21 protein-coding genes are annotated in these 17,387 nt (G+C 66.4%); 13 read left to right on the plus strand and 8 right to left on the minus strand.

What is annotated here, in order from left to right; genetic code table 11:
- From VGK20_11295 to VGK20_11305, 3 genes are all read left to right on the plus strand, one after another.
- Nucleotides 1-305, plus strand: a 305-nt coding sequence (locus VGK20_11295) for a phosphopantetheine-binding protein (protein ID HEY2774619.1), incomplete at its 5' end; no start/stop codon positions are given.
- 14 nt (nt 306-319) lie between these two features.
- Nucleotides 320-1,078, plus strand: a complete 759-nt coding sequence (locus tag VGK20_11300) for a lysophospholipid acyltransferase family protein (GenBank protein ID HEY2774620.1) — start codon at nt 320-322, stop codon at nt 1,076-1,078.
- The gene (locus VGK20_11305) at nt 1,062-1,763 is read left to right on the plus strand and encodes a 4'-phosphopantetheinyl transferase superfamily protein (GenBank protein HEY2774621.1); all 702 of its coding nucleotides are present in this window, start codon (nt 1,062-1,064) and stop codon (nt 1,761-1,763) included. Before VGK20_11300 ends, VGK20_11305 begins: the two co-directional genes overlap by 17 nt.
- On the opposite strand, the gene VGK20_11310 is transcribed toward VGK20_11305, so the two are convergent.
- Together VGK20_11310 and VGK20_11315 are read right to left on the minus strand one after the other, a co-directional pair.
- The gene (locus VGK20_11310; GenBank protein HEY2774622.1) at nt 1,690-2,955 is read right to left on the minus strand and encodes an alpha/beta hydrolase; all 1,266 of its coding nucleotides are present in this window, start codon (nt 2,953-2,955) and stop codon (nt 1,690-1,692) included. The genes VGK20_11305 and VGK20_11310 overlap by 74 nt on opposite strands.
- 96 nt (nt 2,956-3,051) lie before the next feature.
- Nucleotides 3,052-3,546: a DUF192 domain-containing protein gene (locus tag VGK20_11315; protein ID HEY2774623.1), complete on the minus strand. Its 495-nt coding sequence runs from the start codon at nt 3,544-3,546 to the stop codon at nt 3,052-3,054.
- A 186-nt stretch (nt 3,547-3,732) separates the two neighbouring features.
- Between VGK20_11315 and VGK20_11320 the strand changes: the two genes are divergently transcribed.
- Nucleotides 3,733-5,775 carry a (Fe-S)-binding protein gene (locus tag VGK20_11320; GenBank protein HEY2774624.1) on the plus strand — a complete coding sequence of 681 codons (2,043 nt, stop codon included), beginning with the start codon at nt 3,733-3,735 and terminating at the stop codon, nt 5,773-5,775.
- Between the two features lie 246 nt (nt 5,776-6,021).
- The gene (locus VGK20_11325) at nt 6,022-6,603 is read left to right on the plus strand and encodes a hypothetical protein (protein ID HEY2774625.1); all 582 of its coding nucleotides are present in this window, start codon (nt 6,022-6,024) and stop codon (nt 6,601-6,603) included.
- Between the two features lie 114 nt (nt 6,604-6,717).
- On the opposite strand, the gene ligD (VGK20_11330) is transcribed toward VGK20_11325, so the two are convergent.
- From ligD (VGK20_11330) to VGK20_11340, 3 genes are all read right to left on the minus strand, one after another.
- Nucleotides 6,718-7,611, minus strand: a complete 894-nt coding sequence (gene ligD, locus VGK20_11330; protein HEY2774626.1) for a non-homologous end-joining DNA ligase — start codon at nt 7,609-7,611, stop codon at nt 6,718-6,720.
- Entirely contained in the window at nt 7,608-8,537 is a 930-nt protein-coding gene (gene ligD / locus VGK20_11335) for a non-homologous end-joining DNA ligase (GenBank protein HEY2774627.1), read from the minus strand. Before ligD (VGK20_11335) ends, ligD (VGK20_11330) begins: the two co-directional genes overlap by 4 nt.
- Nucleotides 8,538-8,650: 113 nt before the next feature.
- On the minus strand, nt 8,651-9,265 hold the full coding sequence (locus tag VGK20_11340) for a DNA polymerase ligase N-terminal domain-containing protein (protein HEY2774628.1): 615 nt from the start codon (nt 9,263-9,265) through the stop codon (nt 8,651-8,653).
- On the opposite strand from VGK20_11340, the gene VGK20_11345 reads away from it, so the two are divergent.
- The 7 genes from VGK20_11345 to VGK20_11375 all read left to right on the plus strand — a co-directional run bounded on the left by VGK20_11345 (nt 9,210) and on the right by VGK20_11375 (nt 13,742).
- Nucleotides 9,210-9,923, plus strand: a complete 714-nt coding sequence (locus VGK20_11345) for a hypothetical protein (protein HEY2774629.1) — start codon at nt 9,210-9,212, stop codon at nt 9,921-9,923. The genes VGK20_11340 and VGK20_11345 overlap by 56 nt on opposite strands.
- A complete protein-coding gene (locus VGK20_11350; GenBank protein HEY2774630.1) occupies nt 9,890-10,462 on the plus strand; it encodes a hemerythrin domain-containing protein in 573 nt (190 codons plus the stop codon). The genes VGK20_11345 and VGK20_11350 overlap by 34 nt, the downstream gene beginning before the upstream one ends.
- A gap of 25 nt (nt 10,463-10,487) precedes the next feature.
- Complete coding sequence (locus tag VGK20_11355; protein ID HEY2774631.1) at nt 10,488-11,369, plus strand: Ku protein; 882 nt, start codon at nt 10,488-10,490, stop codon at nt 11,367-11,369.
- Between the two features lie 92 nt (nt 11,370-11,461).
- Nucleotides 11,462-12,361 carry a non-homologous end-joining DNA ligase gene (ligD, locus tag VGK20_11360; protein HEY2774632.1) on the plus strand — a complete coding sequence of 300 codons (900 nt, stop codon included), beginning with the start codon at nt 11,462-11,464 and terminating at the stop codon, nt 12,359-12,361.
- A 75-nt stretch (nt 12,362-12,436) separates the two neighbouring features.
- On the plus strand, nt 12,437-13,063 hold the full coding sequence (locus VGK20_11365) for a NapC/NirT family cytochrome c (GenBank protein HEY2774633.1): 627 nt from the start codon (nt 12,437-12,439) through the stop codon (nt 13,061-13,063).
- Nucleotides 13,060-13,251, plus strand: coding sequence for a hypothetical protein (locus VGK20_11370; protein HEY2774634.1), 192 nt, complete (start codon nt 13,060-13,062; stop codon nt 13,249-13,251). The genes VGK20_11365 and VGK20_11370 overlap by 4 nt, the downstream gene beginning before the upstream one ends.
- A 206-nt stretch (nt 13,252-13,457) precedes the next feature.
- Nucleotides 13,458-13,742, plus strand: a complete 285-nt coding sequence (locus VGK20_11375; protein ID HEY2774635.1) for a cytochrome c — start codon at nt 13,458-13,460, stop codon at nt 13,740-13,742.
- Nucleotides 13,743-13,796: 54 nt separating this feature from the next.
- Here VGK20_11375 and VGK20_11380 read toward each other — a convergent pair whose 3' ends face one another.
- Both VGK20_11380 and VGK20_11385 read right to left on the minus strand, forming a co-directional pair.
- Nucleotides 13,797-14,123 (minus strand): hypothetical protein, encoded by a 327-nt coding sequence (locus tag VGK20_11380; GenBank protein ID HEY2774636.1) that lies wholly within the window; start codon nt 14,121-14,123, stop codon nt 13,797-13,799.
- Nucleotides 14,124-14,172: 49 nt separating this feature from the next.
- Nucleotides 14,173-15,045 carry a ferritin-like domain-containing protein gene (locus tag VGK20_11385; protein ID HEY2774637.1) on the minus strand — a complete coding sequence of 291 codons (873 nt, stop codon included), beginning with the start codon at nt 15,043-15,045 and terminating at the stop codon, nt 14,173-14,175.
- Nucleotides 15,046-15,603: 558 nt separating this feature from the next.
- Here VGK20_11385 and VGK20_11390 point away from each other — a divergent pair.
- On the plus strand, nt 15,604-16,083 hold the full coding sequence (locus VGK20_11390) for a hypothetical protein (GenBank protein ID HEY2774638.1): 480 nt from the start codon (nt 15,604-15,606) through the stop codon (nt 16,081-16,083).
- Here the strand turns inward: VGK20_11390 and VGK20_11395 are convergent.
- On the minus strand, nt 16,080-17,351 hold the full coding sequence (locus VGK20_11395; GenBank protein ID HEY2774639.1) for a protoglobin domain-containing protein: 1,272 nt from the start codon (nt 17,349-17,351) through the stop codon (nt 16,080-16,082). The two genes, VGK20_11390 and VGK20_11395, sit on opposite strands and share 4 nt — an antisense overlap.
- Between the last annotated feature and the right edge of the window lie 36 nt (nt 17,352-17,387).

The following is a 17,387-nucleotide window of genomic DNA, read 5'->3' on the forward strand; positions in this document are numbered from 1 at the left end:
GGTGCGGGCGCACGCTCGACGTGCGCTGGTGCCTGACCCCACAGGAGAATCACCACATGTCCGAGCTCGAAATCCAGCAGAAAGTCGTCGACATCATCCGTCCTTTCGCCAAGGCTCCCGAAGGCCTGGAAAGAGCAGGCGGCGAAGTGTCGATCCTCGACGACCTCAAGGTCAATTCGGCGCGCCTCGTCGACATCGTGCTCGCATTCGAGGATGCCTTCGACATCCAGATCGACGACGACGATGCCGACAGCGTCAAGACCATCGCCGACGCCGTCACGTTGATTCACGGCAAAATATCCTGAGGGGATATCCTGAGGTGACACTCCAGTCGCCGACCGCGGCCGAGCGCGCGAGCATTCGCGTGCAGATGGCGGTTTCGTGGGCGGCCGGCGTGCTTTTGGTCTGGCCTGCGACGATTGCGTGGATGCGCATCGCCAGGCGCTGGCGCATCCGCGACCTGCGCGCGCTGCGCCGCCGCGCCCGCGATCTGGCCGGCAGCGACGATGGCCCGCTGGTCGTGTGCCCGAACCACCTGACGTGGGTGGACTCGATGCTCGTGCAGTACGCGCTGGCTTCGCCGTGGGAACTCGCAACGCAGCCGCGAAGCTACGTGTGGAACCTTGCCGAGCAGTCGAATTTCTTCGTGTCGCCGCCGCTTCGCTGGTTCAGCTGGCTTTCGCGCTGCATTCCGATCGCGCGCTGCGGAGATCGCAGCCAGCAAAAGCGGGTGCTCGCCAAGGCGGCATGGCTGCTTCGTCGCGGGGACCGCATGCTCGTGTTTCCGGAAGGAGGGCGAAGCCCGGACGGTCGCATCTGTCGCGAGCGCATCGCCGACGGGGTCGGCCGCCTTGTGCGCGACGTCGGAGGTGCGCGCGTTCTCTGCGTCTACCTGCGCGGCGAGCGCCAGAGCGAGCCGAGCGTGCTGCCGGCGCCGCACCAGACTTTCGCGATGGACGTGGAGCTGCTTCGACCTTCGAGCGGCGCCAGCGGTGTGCGCGCGAGCCGCGAGATCGCCATGCAGATCCTCGACTGCCTGGAAAGAATGGAGGCCGGATACTTTGCGGATCGGCAATGACATCGTCGACCTGCTCGATCCCGAGGCGCATCCCGGCGCCGTCCATCCCCGCTTCGTCGCCCGGATCCTCGCCGAGTCCGAAACGCGCAGCGAGGCGCCGCAGACGAACGCGCTGCGACCGGTCTGGCGGCTGTGGGCCTGCAAGGAAGCCGCGTACAAGGCCGTTGCCAGGGACCATCCCGGCCTGCCGTTCTCTCCGCGCAGCTTCGAAGTGGAGCTCGGGCCGCCGGATCGTCGCGCGCCGGGTTGCCGGCGACACTGCTGCGTACGCTGGCAGGGGCGGGTGCTTTGCGGCGAAGTCGAAGAGACCGCGCGATGGATTCACGCCGTCGTGTGCGAGGACGCAGCCGGCGCCGCCAATGCCGCTCCTGCCGCACTCTACGACCTGCGCCGTGTCGTCGCCGCCTGCGGCGGCGCTGCCGACGCGAGCCTCTTCGTGCGTCGACTCGTGATCGACGAGGCAGCCGCAAGCCTCGGGCTTTGCCCGTCGCGAGTCTCGGTCCACGGCCGGCGGCCTCCGTGGCTCGCGGTCGACGGCGTAAGACGCGCCGCGCTTTCGATATCGCACCACGGCGCGTTCGTCGCGGCCGCGTGGGAGTCGGGAGTCTTCCTCAGCCGATCGCGGCCAGCGAAGGCGGCTGCGCCTCGGAGTGGCAGAACCCGAGCTCGTCCAGGAACTCGGTGACGTGCGCGATGTACGCGCCGCGGTCCAGGTGCACGACGTGGTTGCCGGGAAACCAGTGGATGCGACAGCGTCCCCAGTGGTCCCAGAGCAGGCGCGAATGCTTGGGCGGCGCCAGGCGATCTCCGACTCCGCCGATGATCATCAAGCGCTCGGTCGCGATGCGCGGCTTGTAGGTGAGCGGGGTCGTCACCGCCATGATCTCGCGCAGGTAGCGCACCGACCAGCGCAGCGCGAAAAGCCCCGTGCGCACGATTGTCCCCGCCGGCTGCCATTCCAGCAATAAGTCGACCGGACTGCAGACCGGAACGTTCGGGATCACTGCGTCGAGGTCGTCCTCGAGGCCGGCCAGCAGCGCGGCCGTCCAGCCTCCGAGGCTGACGCCCGTCACGGCGATCTTCTCGACGCCGCGATCGCGACGCAGGTAGCGCATCAGCACGCGAAGGTCGCAGATCGCCTGCGCCATGTGCTCGTTGATGCCGCTCATCCCCGCGGTGAAAAAACCCTGCCCGCTGTAGAGCGTCGAGCTTTCCGCGCGAAGCCCGTGGTGCGGCAGCGTGGCGAGCAGCACGTCGTAGCCGCGCTCGTAGAACTGTTGCAGCGAGAAGAAGCGCACGTTGAGCCAGTACGGATCGGCCATGAAGCCGTGGATCGCGATCAGCGTCGGGCGCGGGCCGCCGTCATGGCGCCACCAGCGCGCACGCGCAATGCGGTTGTTGCGATGCTGCTCGAAAGTCGCGGACAGGCGCGGATTGAAAGGCTCGTACGGGGATTCGAACTTGAGGCCGACGCAGTGGCCACCGGTGGGTTCGAAGATGCTCCAGCGCGGTGCGTACTCGGTGACGCGAACGTTGTCGGGAGGCTCGCGAAAGAATTGCGACGGGTCGCGGTCCTTGCGCACGAAATCACTGTAGAGAGCCCAGTCGTCCGGAGTGTCGGCAAAGCCGCCGATGCCGGGCAGGTAACCGAACGGCATCGTCATCGCGAGCAGGGTTCCGCCCCAGGTCCTCATCACCAGGTCGAGGGCCGCCGTCGCGTTGACGCGCGCCCAGTCCCACGGCTCGAGCTCGAACCCCTCGGGGCGATCGCAGAAATTGCTCTCGAGGTTCTCCCACCAGGTGCCGGACGGCATCGTCGAGGGAGCGTGGCGAAAGCTGTCGTGCGCGATGCGCGAGACGATCGACGAACGCGGCATTGCCCCCAAAATGCGCCAAAGAGGGGGATCTTACAATCGGGCGGCCACTTCGCTGCGCTGCGTAGTATCAGCTTCGCCCGTTCTGCGGCCCGGCGGTCAGTGGCCCGGCGTCTGGGACCCGGCGAGCGCGGGAAGAGTGAGCCTGTCCCCCGGCTTTACGCCGTGCCGCTCGGCCCAGCCGCCACCTACTTCGAGCACGTACCGGGCCGGGCCCCGCGACGGGATCAGCTTTTCGGAGTACGGCGTCGCGCGCGCAGCGATCGACAGCACGGTCGCGTCGCCGCGGATGTAAAGGATGTCGAGCGGCAGCGGAGTGTTGCTCATCCAGAACGTGCGCTCGCCGTCGTCGGGAAACACGAACAGCATTCCGGCGTTTTCGGCCAGTTCGGTGCGGAACATGAGCCCGCGCTCCTGTTGCTGGGGGGAAAGGGCCAGCTCGACCGTGACGCTGGTGTCGCCGCTTGCCGAGTGCACGGTGACGATCGGCCCGGCGGCGGCGCGCGAGCAGGCGCCGGCAGCGAGCACGACTGCCGCGGCCAGGGTGCCGCGGCGCGAAGACGCACGGAATCTCTCGACAAAAATGGCACGCACGGCGGTTCGGCCGGAGGCGGCTGATCTTCTTCGGTGCTGCAGCGGGGTGGATTGCAAGGCGGTGACGTCCCCGTTTAAATCGCCCGTCGCCTGGCGCCCGGCCTTTTTTCCGGCGTTTTTCCCGGTCGAACCCGACCGGACGACGCGAAGCGGGCTTGGGACCAGGCGCAGGCTGGAGGTTTGATCGTGAGCACCGTCATCTGGACCATCGCGTTCCTGGGATTGGTCGGACTGTTCGTCGCCCAGGTCGCCCGGCGCTTCGCGATCCTCGGCTACATGAGATCGGTCGATCGCTGGGACAACATCCAGGAGCGGATCGGCCGCACCCTGAAGTACGCGATCGGCCAGTTCAAGTTCTTCAAGAGCCCGATGCGCGACCGCCGCGCCGGCGTGCTGCACGCCTTCGTTTTCTGGGGCTTCCTGATCCTCGGCTACCAGGTCGTCTCGATGTTCGCGCGAGGCTGGTTTCCCGACTTCGTCATTCCGCTGGCGGGTGCGGCCCAGTTCGGCGGTCCCGTCGTCTTCCTCAAGGACACCTTTGAAGTGCTGGTCGCCGTGTCGGCGCTGATCCTCGTGTCACGCTGGCTGTTCACGCACCCCCAGCGACTGATGGGCTTCAAGCCCGCCGAGGAAAGGGTGGCCAACCATCCTCACTGGGAGGCGGTGCTGATCCTCTTGTTCATCACGACGATCACCTGCAGCGGGCTCATCTATGACGCCGGACGCATGGTCTTCCTGGCGGGCAATCCGGAGATCGAGGCCGAGAAGATGTGGGGATGGGCGTCGCACGCGCTGTCCCACGTGCTGGCGGGCTTCGGTCCGGGCTTTGCCGAGAGTGCGAGCAACACGGCGTGGTGGATCCACAACCTGGTGATCCTGACGTTCATCAACCTGCTGCCGAACTCGAAGCACTTCCACGTCATCACGTCGATCCCGAACGTCTTTTTCACCAAGCTCGAGCCGCTCGGCCGCCTGTCCAAGCAGGACCTCGAGAGCGAGAACGCGATCTACGGCAGCTCCCAGATGCGCCACTTCGACTGGAAGCAGGTGCTCGACATGTACTCGTGCACCGAGTGCGGGCGCTGCTCGTCGCATTGTCCGGCCACCGCGACCGGAAAGCCGCTGGCACCGCGCCAGTTCCTGCTCAACCTTCGCGACTATCTTTACACCCATCCCGAGTCGGTGACGGATCCGGCGGTCGAAGGACTGGTTGCGACGGGCGAAGAGCGTGGGGCCGCCGAGGTCATTTCCGACGAGGTGCTGTGGGCGTGCAACACCTGCCGCGCCTGCGAAGAAGCCTGCCCCGTCAACATCGAGTACGTCGACAAGATCGTCGACATGCGCCGCCACCTCGTGCAGGAAGCGTCGCGCTTTCCCGCCGAGCTGACCCGCGTGTTCCAGGGCATGGAACGGCAGAGCAACCCGTGGGGCATCGGCGCCGACAAGCGCGCCGACTGGGCCGAAGGGATGGACATCCCGACGCTGGCCGAGAACCCCGAGGCCGAGTACCTGTTCTTCGTCGGCTGCGCCGGATCCTTCGACGACCGCGCAAAGAAGATCACCAGGGCCGTGGCGAAGCTGCTCAAAGCCGCGAACATCTCGTTCGCCATCCTGGGTCGCGACGAGCCGTGCAACGGCGACACGGCCCGGCGCCTCGGCAACGAATATCTCTACCAGTCGATGGCGCAGATGGCGGTGGAGACCTTCGAAGGCTTCGGCGTACGCAAGGTCATCACGAACTGCCCGCACTGCTTCAATACGATCAAGAACGAGTTCCCGCAGTTCGGCGGGGAATACCAGGTGCAGCACGCGACCGAGGTCGTCGCCGACCTCATCACGTCGGGAAGGCTGTCGCTCGATGGCGGGGCGGCCGGATCGGTGGCCTACCATGACTCCTGTTACCTCGGCCGTTACAACGGCGTCTACGACGCTCCCCGGCGCATCCTTTCCGCGCTGTCGGGGGTCGATCTTCGCGAGCCCGAGCGCACGCGCAATTTCGGAATGTGCTGCGGCGCCGGCGGAGGCCGCATGTGGATCGAGGAGAAGCCCGAGCAGCGCGTGAACGTGCTGCGCGTCGAGCAGCTGCTGGCGACCGGTGCGACGACGATCGCGTCGGCCTGCCCGTACTGCATGACGATGCTGAGCGACGGCGTGAAGGCCGAAGAGAAAAACGAGCAGGTGCGCAACCGCGACGTGCTCGAGCTCGCGGCCGACGCGCTGCGCACCTGAATCCTCGCCGATCCTCGAGCGCCGGTCTCGAGCGTCGATCCCGCGCGCCAATGCCGCCGCGCAAATCTCGATGGAACGGCTCCCGTTTCACCCAGGCGGGAAAGCATTGCTGCGCGTGCGATCGAAAGCGCGACAATCCCGCGTCGTTCGATCTACCTGACCTCGTTCCGTCATGTTACGACGATCGTGATCGCTCCTGTCCGTTACCGGACTCACAACACTTGCATCCCGAAGGAGGGCCACGACATGCCAAGAGGCGACAAGAGCACGTACACCGACAAGCAGAAGCGCCAGGCCGAGCACATCGAAGAAGGCTACGAGAAGCGCGGAGTCGGCGCGAAAGAGGCCGAGAGCCGCGCCTGGGCCACCGTCAACAAGACGGGCGGCGGCGGCAAGCGGGCGGGCTCGGGCCGCGGCAAGGAAGAGAACAAGGAACCGTCGCGCAAGGGCGGCCGCATTGGCGGTAAGGCCTCGCACAGCCGCTCCAGGAAGTCCGCGAGCTCGTCCTCGGGCCGCTCGACCTCTTCCGGCAGCAAGAGCGCATCGCGCAAGAGCTCCTCGAGCAAGAGCGCGTCGGGCAAGAGTTCCTCGCGCAAGAGCGCGTCGGGCAGGAGCACGTCGGGCCGCACCAGGTCCCGAAGCGCGGCAGCCTCCGGTGCGCGAAGCCGCTCGAAGAGCCATTCCAGCGGTTCGAAGAGCCGTTCGAGCAAGAGCATCGGATCAAGGAGCCGCACCAGCGGCAGCGGGTCGAAAAGCACCAGCGGCGGGTCGAAAAAGAGCGGATCGAGAAGCCGCTCGAAGAAGAGCAGCGGCGCCTCGAGCGAGTGAACAGTTGCGCCCGGCGGTTGCGGATCCGGACCCGGCGCCGGCTCCGCGCCGCCACGCCTGCTGTCAGGCCGCCCGTGCCCGCAGTGCCGGACAGCACCGGCGCGCGGGAGCCCGCTAGCAGGCTGCGAGCTTCTTCGCGATTGCGCTCATCGAACAGCGACGGCGTCGCCATCCGGCCCACGGGTCCTTCGTCGCGTGAGCCGCGGCGGTCTCGATGGTCCACCTCCGCGCGTCGATGCGCGGTGAGCGCAACTCTTGCCACGCGATCGGAGTGGAAACCGGCGCACACTCCAGCGCTCGGACCGAGTACGGCGCTACTGCCGTCTGCGCGTACGCGTTGCGCGCGATGTCGAGATAGACGCGCCCCTTGCGTTTCTCCTTGCGCACTTCGGTCGTCACCAGGTCCGGATGGCGCGACGCGAGCACCTGCATCAGCGAGTGGCCGACGCCGCGCACGGTGTCGAAATCCTCCGTCCCCCGCAGCGGCACCAGCAGGTGCAGTCCCTTCGATCCCGTCGTCTTGAGAAACACCGGCACGTCGAGCTCGTCGAAAAGCCGCTTGAGCGACAGCGCCACGTTGCGGGCCTGCGCGAATGCACCCGACGGTGGATCGAGGTCGACGATGAAAACGTCGGGACGGTCGATCGACTCGGCGCGGCTCAGCCACGGATGCAGCACGATGGCCGCCTGGTTGGCCAGCCAAACCAGCGTCGCGCGGTCGTCGCAGACCACGAGACTCTGGAATCCGCCCTGCTTGCGCACGCGCAGGGTGCGCACCCACTCCGGCGTGTGCGGCGATGCCTGCTTCTGGAAGAACCCGCCGGCGGCGATACCGTCCGGAAAGCGCTCGACGACCAGCGGGCGGCCTTCGAGGAACGGAAGAATGCGCGGCGCGATCGCGTCGTAATAGGCGACGATGTCACCCTTGGTGATGTCGTCGCCGGGAAACAGGATCTTGTCCTGGTTCGACAGCTCGATGCTGCGCCCGCCGATGCGGCGGCTGGTCATGCGCCGGAGCCCGGGCTCTCGCGCCGCACGTCGAGCGCGGTCTTGTCGCTGCGCAAGCCGAGGAAGCTGGGATGGCGAAGCTTGCCGTCGCGCGTCCACTCGGTGAACGAAAACTGTCCGACCAGCTCCGGCGTCACCCAGTGCGCGCCGGCCTCGCGCGGAGTGTCGCGGAACGGACACGTGGCGCGCCCGCGCCGTTTCAGCATCGACCCGAGGCGTTGCAGCATTTTTTCGTCGAAGCCGGTGCCGACCTTGCCGGCATAATGCAACTCGCCGCGTTCGTAGTAACCGACCAGCAAAGCGCCGAACGACGAGCGCGACCCGCGCGGATCGGTGTAGCCGCCGATCACCAGTTCCTGGCCGGCGCTGCACTTGAACTTGAGCCAGTCACGCGAGCGCCGCGATACGTACGGCGCGTCGGCGCGCTTGGCGATCAGTCCTTCCCAGCCCTTGCGGCACGCTTCCTCGAGATATCGTTCGCCGTGGGTGTCGCGGTGGTCGCTGTAGCGCACGGGATCGCGGAACCGCAGCGCGTGCTCGAGCAGGTGCTTGCGCTCGCGCTGCGCAAGGGCCCTGGTGTCATTGCCGTCGAGGCGCAGCACGTCGAATACGTAGTACACCGCCGGAATCGCCTCGACGAGCGACGGCGCAGGCCGGCGCACGCCCATGCGTCCCTGCAGCCGCGAGAAGCTCGTCGTGCGTCCTTCGAATGCAACGATCTCTCCATCGATGATGAAATCGCTGCGCCGCTCGGCGGCCAGCTCGCGGGCGATTTCCGGCCAGGTCGCCGTGATGTCGTGCCCGTTGCGCGATTTGAGGTGCAACTCGCCGCCATGGCGGAAAGCCAGGCAGCGCACGCCGTCGAGCTTTCGCTCGAAGATCCACGCGGGGTCGGAAAAATGCCGCGTCACGAGCGTCGCGAGCATCGGCGGGATCCACTCCGGGAACGGCGCGGACTTGGCCGCCGCGCGACGCGTTGCATCGGTGCGCCGGCCGCGTGGTGCCTCGCCGCCCGCACGGCGCCGCGCCGCCCGCTGTTTCAGCGTGACGACCACACCTTTTTCGGCTTGCGGGCTACTTCCTCGATCGTGCGGCCCGACATCACGCTGCGCATTTCTTCCGTGACCGGATCGGCACCCGAATTTGCCGCCGTGTCCTTCATCTTGATCAGCAGCCAGTTCTTCTCGTTGTCGCCCATGCGGCTGTGGACGAGCGCGAACCCGCCGCGGATCTTGCGGCCTTCGAGCCATACCTCGATGCGGCCGCGCTCCCAGCTCTCGGCCATCGAAGGTCCGCGACCCTCTTGCTCCTTGATGTTTCGGTACGGTCCTGCGTCCCAGACGATCACGGTGCCGCCGCCGTATTCGTCTTCGGGAATGATTCCCTCGAAATCGGCGTAGTCCATCGGGTGATCTTCGGTCTGTACCGCCAGACGCTTGTCGGAAGGATCCATCGAGGGGCCCTTCGGAACAGCCCACGACTTGAGCACGCCGTCCACTTCGAGGCGGAAGTCGTAATGCAGCCGCGTCGCATCGTGTTTCTGGATCACGAAAAACGGGAGCGTTGCGCTTTTGCGGCGAATCTTCCCACGGCGGGTCGTGCCCGACGGCTCGGGCGTCCTGCCGAAATCGCGCTTGCTGCGATACAGCGCCAGTTTCTGCGCGACCGACCCGGACGAGGCGGCACGATGCTTTGGCGCCGCGACATCGGCCCTGGTCGTGCGCTTGGCCGCCGGTTTTGCGCTGCGTTTCGCGGGCGTTTTTGCGCTGGGCCTTTCGGGGCGTTTGCCAGGCGGATCGGCAGCGGGCTTCCGCGACGGTTTCGCGGCGGCTTTCGCGGCGGCTTTCGCGGCGTGGGGCGCGGCGCGCGCGCCGGCGCGAGGAGCCGGCCGGCTGCGACGCGTGGCTGCCATGCGTGCCAGCATCCACGAAAGCCCGATTGCTGCAAGAACCCCCGTCCCTCCGCTGCGTGATGATGCAGCCCCCAGGAACGCGGCCTCCCGATGGGCGTTCGTCGATTTCGTGCAAACGCCCCGCGATGGTTCGCTCTGCCGCATTCGCGCCGCGGCGCGCACCACTTCGATTCCAAACCGGCACGGCGACGAAGGATTTGCCGCGCGATCGGCGCGGCGGAGCGCACGATCTTTTCCCCCCGCACGGGCAGCAGCTCCCGCCGGGGAAAACATTCGTGCGTTGCAATGGTTCGAATGCTACCGCCATGCCAGCGTCGGAAAAAACGGGAAAAGTTTGTCCAACTCGCCGACGCGAAGGAGAACGCCATGCCCCAACAAGCCGATGCCCTATCGATGCTGAAGGCGGATCACGACAAGGTGCGAGGGCTTCTGGCCCAGCTCGAGAAATCCACCGAGCGCTCGGCGGACAAGAGAGAAGAGCTGCTGGCAAGGATCGCGCTCGAGCTCGAGATCCACACGACGCTCGAGGAAGAGATTTTCTATCCAGCGTACCGCGACGCAGTCAAGAAACGCGAAGACCGCAAGCTCTACCAGGAAGCGATCGAGGAACACCACGTCGTCGACTTGGTGATGCCGGAGATCGAGGACACCGATCCGGGAACCGAAGTGTTCTCCGCCAAGGCCAAAGTGCTCAAGGACGTCGTCGAGCACCACGCAGAGGAGGAGGAGACCAGGATGTTCCCGCGCGCGCGCAAGGTGATGGAAGCCGACGAGCTCAAGAAACTCGCGGCGCGAATGGAGGCCCGCAAGACCGAGCTGCAGGGACAGCAGGCCGCCGGAACCGAGGAAGAGATCGAAGAGGAAGAGGAGGACGAGGAGCTCGATTCCGAGGAAGAGGATCTCGAGGAAGAAGAGGAGGACGAAGAAGATGACGAGTGATGCAGCGGAGTAGCCGAGCAGCATCATGGCCCGCTCGATCTGGAAAGGCAGCGTCAGTTTCGGCCTCGTCGAGATCCCCGTCGCCCTCGTCAGCGGCGAGGAGAGCAACGACATCGCGTTCCACCAGATCGACAAGCGCACGTTCTCCCGGGTCGGCATGAACCGCGTCAACCGCGAGACCGGAAAGGAAGTGCCGTGGGAGGACATCGTGCGCGGCTACGAATATGAGCCGGACGAGTACGTCGTCCTCACCGACGAAGACCTTCGCAAGGCCAACGCGAAGGCGACACGGACCATCGACATCGAGGATTTCGTCGACCAGTCCGAGATCGATCCCGTCTACTACGAGAAGCCGTACTACCTGGAGCCGATCAAGAAGGGGAGCAAGAGCTACGCGCTGCTTCGCGAGACGCTCGAGCGCACCGGAAAGGTAGGCGTGGCCCGCGTCGTGCTGCGCAGCCGCCAGAGAATGGCGGCGCTGATGGTGCGAGGCGGAGTGCTCGTGCTCGAGATGCTGCGCTACGCCTACGAGTTGCGCGACCCGAAGAAACTCGACATCCAGGTGCCCGAGACGGACATGCGCAAGCTCGGCATCAGCGACCGCGAAGTGAAACTGGCCGAGCGGCTCGTCAAGGACATGAGCGCGAAGTGGAACCCGAAAAAGTACCACGACTCGTATCGCGACGACGTGCTGGCGATGATCCAGAAGAAGATCAAGGCCGGCAAGACCCACGTGATCGAGGAGCCGTCCGAGGCCGAGGCCGAGGCAGCGCCGCGCACCGACGTCGTCGACCTGATGGCGCTGCTGAAGAAGAGCGTCGCCCGCCGCGAGTCCACTCGCTCCAGGCCCAAGGCGGCGCGAACCACGAGAACGCCGGCCGGGCGCTCGCGCGCACGCAGCGCGTGACGAAGCCGTCGCGGTCACCCGCGCGGGTCGCGGATCCCACGCCCGCTCCTGCGACTGCGGAGCAGCCCGCAGGAGCAGCATCCGCCCCTCGTGTGGCAGGGGTGCGCATCGGCAACGCGACGAAAGTCCTCTACCGCGACGCCGGCGTCACCAAGCTCGAGCTCGCGCGCTACTACGAATTCGTCGCGCCGTGGATGCTTCCGTGGATGGCGCGCCGGCCGCTGACGCTGCTGCGCTGCCCGAACGGCTACGACGCCGGCTGCTTCTTCCAGAAGAACGCGCACGGAGCGCCGGCCGAGAGCGTCGGGCACGTCCGCATTCCGAGCCGCCACGGCGATCCCGAGTCGGAGTACCTGTTCGTGCGCGACGCCGCGAGCCTGGCGGCGCTCGTACAGTTGGGAGTGCTCGAGATCCACATCTGGGGCTCGCGCGTCACCGACCTGGAGCGCCCCGACCGCATCGTCTTCGATCTCGATCCCGGCCCGAACGTTTCGTGGAAGCAGGTGTGCGACGGCGCGGCGACGGTTCGCGAGGCCCTGGCGCGGCTCGGGATGAAGAGCCTGCTGATGACGACGGGAGGAAAAGGGCTCCACGTGGTCGTGCCGGTCGTCGCCGACCGCGAGTGGCCGCAGATCAAGAGCTTTGCGCATTCGGTCGTGCGCGCGATCGTCAAGACGGAGCCGGGGCGCTTTACGGCACATCTGGCAAAAGCGCGGCGTGAAGGAGTGATTTTCGTCGATTACCTCCGCAACGGGCGCGGTGCGACGGCAGTGGCACCTTACTCGACGCGGGCGCGGCCCGGCGCTCCCGTGGCGGTGCCCGTCGGCTGGGAAGAACTGCGCGATCTTTCCGGAGGCGACCACTTCGACGTGCGCAGCACGCTCGCGCGGCTTGCGAAGCTGCGGCGGGGCGACGCGTGGAAGCGCGCGCGCCTGCAGCCGCGATCGATCGCAGCCGTCCTCGACGCGGCGCGCGCCGCCGCGCCGTCATGACCTCACCCGGTTGGCTGGCTTGCGGGCCCGGCGTTTGTCACACTGTCGAGGGGGCAGTCGCCCCGTCACGTTGCGATGAGCACCAGAACCAAGATCGCTCTGTTCTTCGTGGTCATCGTGTTTCCGGCGCTCCTGTCGGCCGTGACGTTCCAACTCGCCTTCACCCGCGCCGAATCGGTCGAGTTCTGCTCGTCGTGCCACACGATGACCCCCTGGGTGAACGATGTGACCGGCAAGGCCGGCGACTCCCTGGCGGCCGAGCATTTCCAGCATCGCTGGATCCAGCAGGACCAGTGCTACACCTGCCACAGCAATTACGGCTTCCTCGGGACGATCCAGGCCAAGATCGGCGGCGTGCGGCACGTGGCAGCCTACTATTTCGGCCATCCGGCCAAGATCGAGTTGTACGGCCAGTACCCGAACTCGATCTGTCTCAAATGCCACGAAGGGGCGAAATTCTTCATCGAGGACCCCAATCACACCCCGCTCGAGGACCTGCTGTCCGGCAAGGATCGCTGCGTCGAGTGCCACGAATCGATCCACGGGGTGGAGCAGGCGGACGACGGTGAGGCGGCGGAAGCCAAGGCTGCCGGCGACGAAGCAAAGCCGGCCTCCGGCGAAGCGAAGGAAGACGAAGGGGCCGGATCCGGTCACGACAGCGATGCCCATGACAGCGATCCGAAGGAGAAGGCCGAGCCGTGACTACCGCGATCCGCGTAGCGCTCGCACTGGTGGCATTCGCTACCGTCATCACGCTGTCGTGCCTCGTCAAGACGACAGCGCTGTCGATGACGTTCTTCTTCGCGGCGGGCATCCCGCTTTACGGCCTGGCGGCGCTGATCTACATCGTCGAGGTCATTCGCGACCTGCGCCACCATCAGGTGCTGTAGCAGAGTTTCCGCTGTTGCGGCAGGATTTTCCCCGCCGTAGAAACACGACGGATCCGCAACGGTGCAGGATCGGGCCTGTTGTGGCCCCCGACATTCCGATCAAAGAGCAGGAGGCACGCATGAAGAACATCACGTCGAAAAGTGTCTTGCGCGGTGCGGGCTTGGCCGCCGTTGCATTGGCCGCTGTATGCCTGGCGCGCCCCGCAATGGCCGCCGACGCCCCCGATGCGGCAAAGCTGTGGACGAAGAACTGCCAGACCTGTCACGGCCCCGACGGCAAGGGCAAGACGAAGGCCGGCGAGAAGGCGAAGGTCAAGGACCTGACTGCCGCTGACGTGAAGTCCGGCCTGACCAAGGCCAAGGCCGCCGACACCATCAAGAACGGCGTCAAGGAAAAGGACAGCGACAAGATGGCGATGAAGGCCTACAGCGACAAGCTGTCGGATGCAGAGGTCCAGGCGCTGGCCGACTACGTGATGGCGCTCAAGTAACCGTTCGTTGCAATCGATGACGGCCCCGGCTCACCGCCGGGGCCGTCGCCGATTTCAGTGCGGGGACGTCGCCGCCAGGCTTCCGTCGGCGGCGCGCACGACCACCAGCTTCGACATGCACGGCAGGCAGAAGACGTGGTCGCCGGGCCTCAGCTCGCGGGTCGAGCGGATCACGACCTTGCATACCGGGCACAGCACTTCGTTGGGTGCGAGCACTTCGCCCGGTCCGCCCCAGCGGCGGTAGAAGCGGCGAAACCGCTTCGGCACCTCATTGAATCCCGTATCTTCGAGCTCGTAGCGGCGCCGCTCGCCCGCCGCCTCCCCGCTGCGCTCGATCGCGAGAACGGGCTCGGGCGCGGCAATGGCCGGGGCTGCATTCATGAAAGCCTCCATCTCCACGATCTGCGCTGTGACCTGCGCTGCGATCCGCTTACGGGCGCGGCGGGGACTGGTATTCCAGCCCGATGCGCGACAGGCGCGTCTTGAACTCGCCGAGCACCGTGTTGGCGAGCAGCCCTTCCATTTCCTCGAGGCTCAGCTCGGCAAGGTCGGCCCCGTGGAACGTCGCATGGCTTCTTTCGAAGCCGATGCGGTCGAGCTCGGCATCGGTGCGGTTTTCGCGGAAAGCCTCGGCAAACGTCGCGAGCATGAACCAGGACATGTCCCTCTGCATGCGCTCGATCTCGGATTTCTTCTCCGGGTGCTCGCGCAGCAGGGAACCGATGCGGTTCTCGCCGAAGCCGACGTGGCGCCGTTCGTCGGCGATGGTTCCTGACAGCGTGTGGGCGAACTTCGGGTTCTGCGCGCCGTTCATCGCGTGCATCATCTCGAAGACGCTGAATGCCATTCCCTCGAGCACGATGTTCTGCCCGACGACGCCGCAGAAGAAATCCTTGCGGTCGACTTTCTCGAGAAGGATCTCGGCGAACTTGACGAGGTTCGGATTCGCGTAGCGCTCGACGGTCGTCTCGAGGTCGGCTTTGCGAACGCCGAGATCGTAGAGACGTTGCGTGAACACCTCGACGTGGCGTGCTTCGTCGAGGGTCTGGGTCGCAAGGAAACGGCGGCTGGCCTCGTCGGGAGCGGCATTGATCAGCCCCGAGGAGGCCGACAGCGCGCAGCGCTCGCCGACGACGAGCTGCACCGTGGTCCGGATCGCGTCCTCGCGCAGCACCTCGTTGTCGATCAGGAAGGAGGGCTCGTTCTCGCCGCCGCGATGGCCGAACTGCGTGTCCTCTAGGTAACCCTGGGGACAGGATTCCAGCCAGTGCTGGATCGAGTAAGCGCCGAGAAAATCGTTCATCAATGATCCTCCTTCGTTCCTTCGTGCGTGGGCCTGCCTGGCCAGTCCCCGGCTTTGCCGGGCGCCAGCGGCGGCGCGGTCCTGGAGACGGTATCGAGCAAACGTCATTCCACGCGCGCCAGGGAAGGCTGCGAAGGAGCGGAGTCGGTGCGTCATCGGGGCCAGCGGTGAGGTTTTGGAGGACACGCCGCGTGTCCTGCCACGTCGCGGCTTCGGGTCCTGCGCCGATTCTTCCCGATCGCGGGAAACCGGGGGCCCGGCTTTCCCGGCCGCGCGAATCACGCCGCGCGTCAGTCGGGCCGGGGCCGCGGGCGCCGCTGCGCCCCTCAGTGGAACTCCCGCTGCGGTCGGCTTGACCGGCTGCTCCGGCAGAGGGTCTGTCACCCGGACGGGAACATTCCCACGGATGAAAATGCCGCGGACCGGGCCTCCCGACTCTGGGAAGCCCCGGCCTTCCCCCCGCAACGTTTTTCAATGCAAATCCGTGCGATCTGCGGCCCGCGCGGCGGAAGCCGCCGCGTCGATCCGTGGCATGGTTCCTGCTCGAACTGCAGTCAAATGTTCCTGAAAGACGCCCTGACTTCCTGCGCGAGCCTGCACGACGACCTGGCGGCGGTCTTCACCAGCGTCGCCGCGGTCACTCCGGGCAGCCGCGACGCCTGGCCGCAGCTGGCTCGGCGTTCGGCGTTCCGGTCAGCGTTGATGCGGTCGCTTGCCGGGCTTTGCGAGGCGGTGGACGACGGCGGTCCTTTCCTCGTGCAGGTGCCGCCGAAGCTGGTCGCGCTGCGCCGCACCATCCATACCGCGCGCTCGCGGCTGGCCGACAGCAACGATCCCGCGATCCTCGAGAAGCTGGCGACGGAACTGGATCACGCTCCGCATTGGGAACTGTACGCGTCGCTGCTCGAGGTCGCCGATCCGCTGATCGGCCGCACTTCGCGCCTGGTGTCTTCGGAGATTCGAGCAGCTCGGCGAGCGGAATCGACCAGCAGCCGCAGCACGAGAGCAAAGGTACTGTGCAGGGTCGCAGCTCGCTAAATCGCCAGCCCGAGAGGGAGGCGCACGACGAAGCGCGTGCCGAACTTTGCTTTCGGCCCGAGCTCCAGGCGTCCGCCCATCCGCTCGCAGGCCATGCGGCAGAACGGCAGCCCAAGCCCGCTGTCGACGTAGGCTCCCGCATCGGGGCGAGGAAGAAGGGCGGCCTCGCCGACCAGCGCTTCGCGCATCGTCGTCGGCAGTCCTGGACCGTTATCGGCGACGATGATGCTGCACCAGTCTTCCATGACGCCGCATTCGACGTCGATGCTGCATCCCGCGGGCGTATGGCGGCACGCATTCATCAGCAGGTTGGAAACGATCCTGCGCACCAGGCTCTTGTCCAGGCGCGTGCTCGGAGTGCATTCGAGCCGCGGAGGACGGATCACGTGGCCGGTCTGCTGCGCGAACGGCATGAGCTGGGCGACGCAGGCACTGACGACCTCGGCCACGTCGAACGGCTCGGCCGCAAGAGGCAGCTCTCCGCCGGGCGCCCTCGCGTGGGAAACCATGTTGTCGATGATCTGCAGCACGTTCTGCCCCGTGGCCTCCAGGAGCGCGAACTGCTTGCCGGGGGGCTCGCGCACGTCACGGAAGCGTCGCAATGCGGCGCGCGCGGTGGCGATGATCGCGGCAACGGGGCTGCGGACGTCATGCACGACCATGCGCAGCAACTCCTCGCGTTTTGCCTCTTCGCGAAGGCGGAACGACAGGGCCTCCTGGGCGAGCACGGTCTCGTAAGCCCGAAGGTCGGCGGTCGAGCGCTCGACGAAGCCGCCGTAGATGTAGGCCTCCGTGGCCAGCGCGATGTCGAGCATCAGGATCTTCGCGAGCGAATCGACCGCCGCGCCGGCAGCGGCGACATCTTCACCGAAGTGCTCGAAAAGACGCTGGGTCGTGAAACTGATCTGGACGAGGTAGCCGGTGAGGTAGAGGTTGGGATCGAGGCGAATGCGCGCGTGCGTCATGCCGACGCGCAGGCGGCTCTCGAAGTAGTCCGCATCGTAGGTTCCGGAGACGAGCTCGATGTAGTGGCGGCGCTGGGCCTTCTTCAGGCTGGCGACCAGCACCGGGTCCTCGAGGAAACGGGCGGTATCCGGAATCGACAGGATGCGGTGGTAGAACACCTCGACCATGTCGTCGGCGATGGACTCGAGGAAAGGAGAGAGGTGGACCAGGCGCTGCCGGTCGGCCTCTCCGAATCCCAGCAATTGCATGCGGCGCTCGCACTCGGCAGCGTCCAGCCCGACGAGCTTCAGGAGCGGTCTCATGACAAATAATTCGCACCCGTCCGCGAACGAGTCAAT

This window comes from Candidatus Binatia bacterium (assembly GCA_036493895.1).
GTDB lineage: Bacteria > Desulfobacterota > Binatia > UBA1149 > CAITLU01 > DATNBU01.

Excerpts from the sequence above, each read along its gene's own strand:
- VGK20_11355 (HEY2774631.1), top strand. The coding sequence starts at position 10,488 with ATGGCCCGCTCGATCTGGAAAGGCAGCGTCAGTTTCGGCCTCGTCGAG.
- VGK20_11375 (HEY2774635.1), top strand. The coding sequence starts at position 13,458 with ATGGCCGCCGACGCCCCCGATGCGGCAAAGCTGTGGACGAAGAACTGC.
- ligD (HEY2774626.1), bottom strand. The coding sequence starts at position 7,611 with ATGACCAGCCGCCGCATCGGCGGGCGCAGCATCGAGCTGTCGAACCAG.
- ligD (HEY2774627.1), bottom strand. The coding sequence starts at position 8,537 with ATGCTCGCGACGCTCGTGACGCGGCATTTTTCCGACCCCGCGTGGATC.
- VGK20_11395 (HEY2774639.1), bottom strand. The coding sequence starts at position 17,351 with ATGAGACCGCTCCTGAAGCTCGTCGGGCTGGACGCTGCCGAGTGCGAG.
- VGK20_11365 (HEY2774633.1), top strand. The coding sequence starts at position 12,437 with ATGAGCACCAGAACCAAGATCGCTCTGTTCTTCGTGGTCATCGTGTTT.
- VGK20_11310 (HEY2774622.1), bottom strand. The coding sequence starts at position 2,955 with ATGCCGCGTTCGTCGATCGTCTCGCGCATCGCGCACGACAGCTTTCGC.
- VGK20_11390 (HEY2774638.1), top strand. The coding sequence starts at position 15,604 with ATGTTCCTGAAAGACGCCCTGACTTCCTGCGCGAGCCTGCACGACGAC.
- VGK20_11385 (HEY2774637.1), bottom strand. The coding sequence starts at position 15,045 with ATGAACGATTTTCTCGGCGCTTACTCGATCCAGCACTGGCTGGAATCC.
- VGK20_11350 (HEY2774630.1), top strand. The coding sequence starts at position 9,890 with ATGCCCCAACAAGCCGATGCCCTATCGATGCTGAAGGCGGATCACGAC.
- VGK20_11380 (HEY2774636.1), bottom strand. The coding sequence starts at position 14,123 with ATGAATGCAGCCCCGGCCATTGCCGCGCCCGAGCCCGTTCTCGCGATC.
- VGK20_11325 (HEY2774625.1), top strand. The coding sequence starts at position 6,022 with ATGCCAAGAGGCGACAAGAGCACGTACACCGACAAGCAGAAGCGCCAG.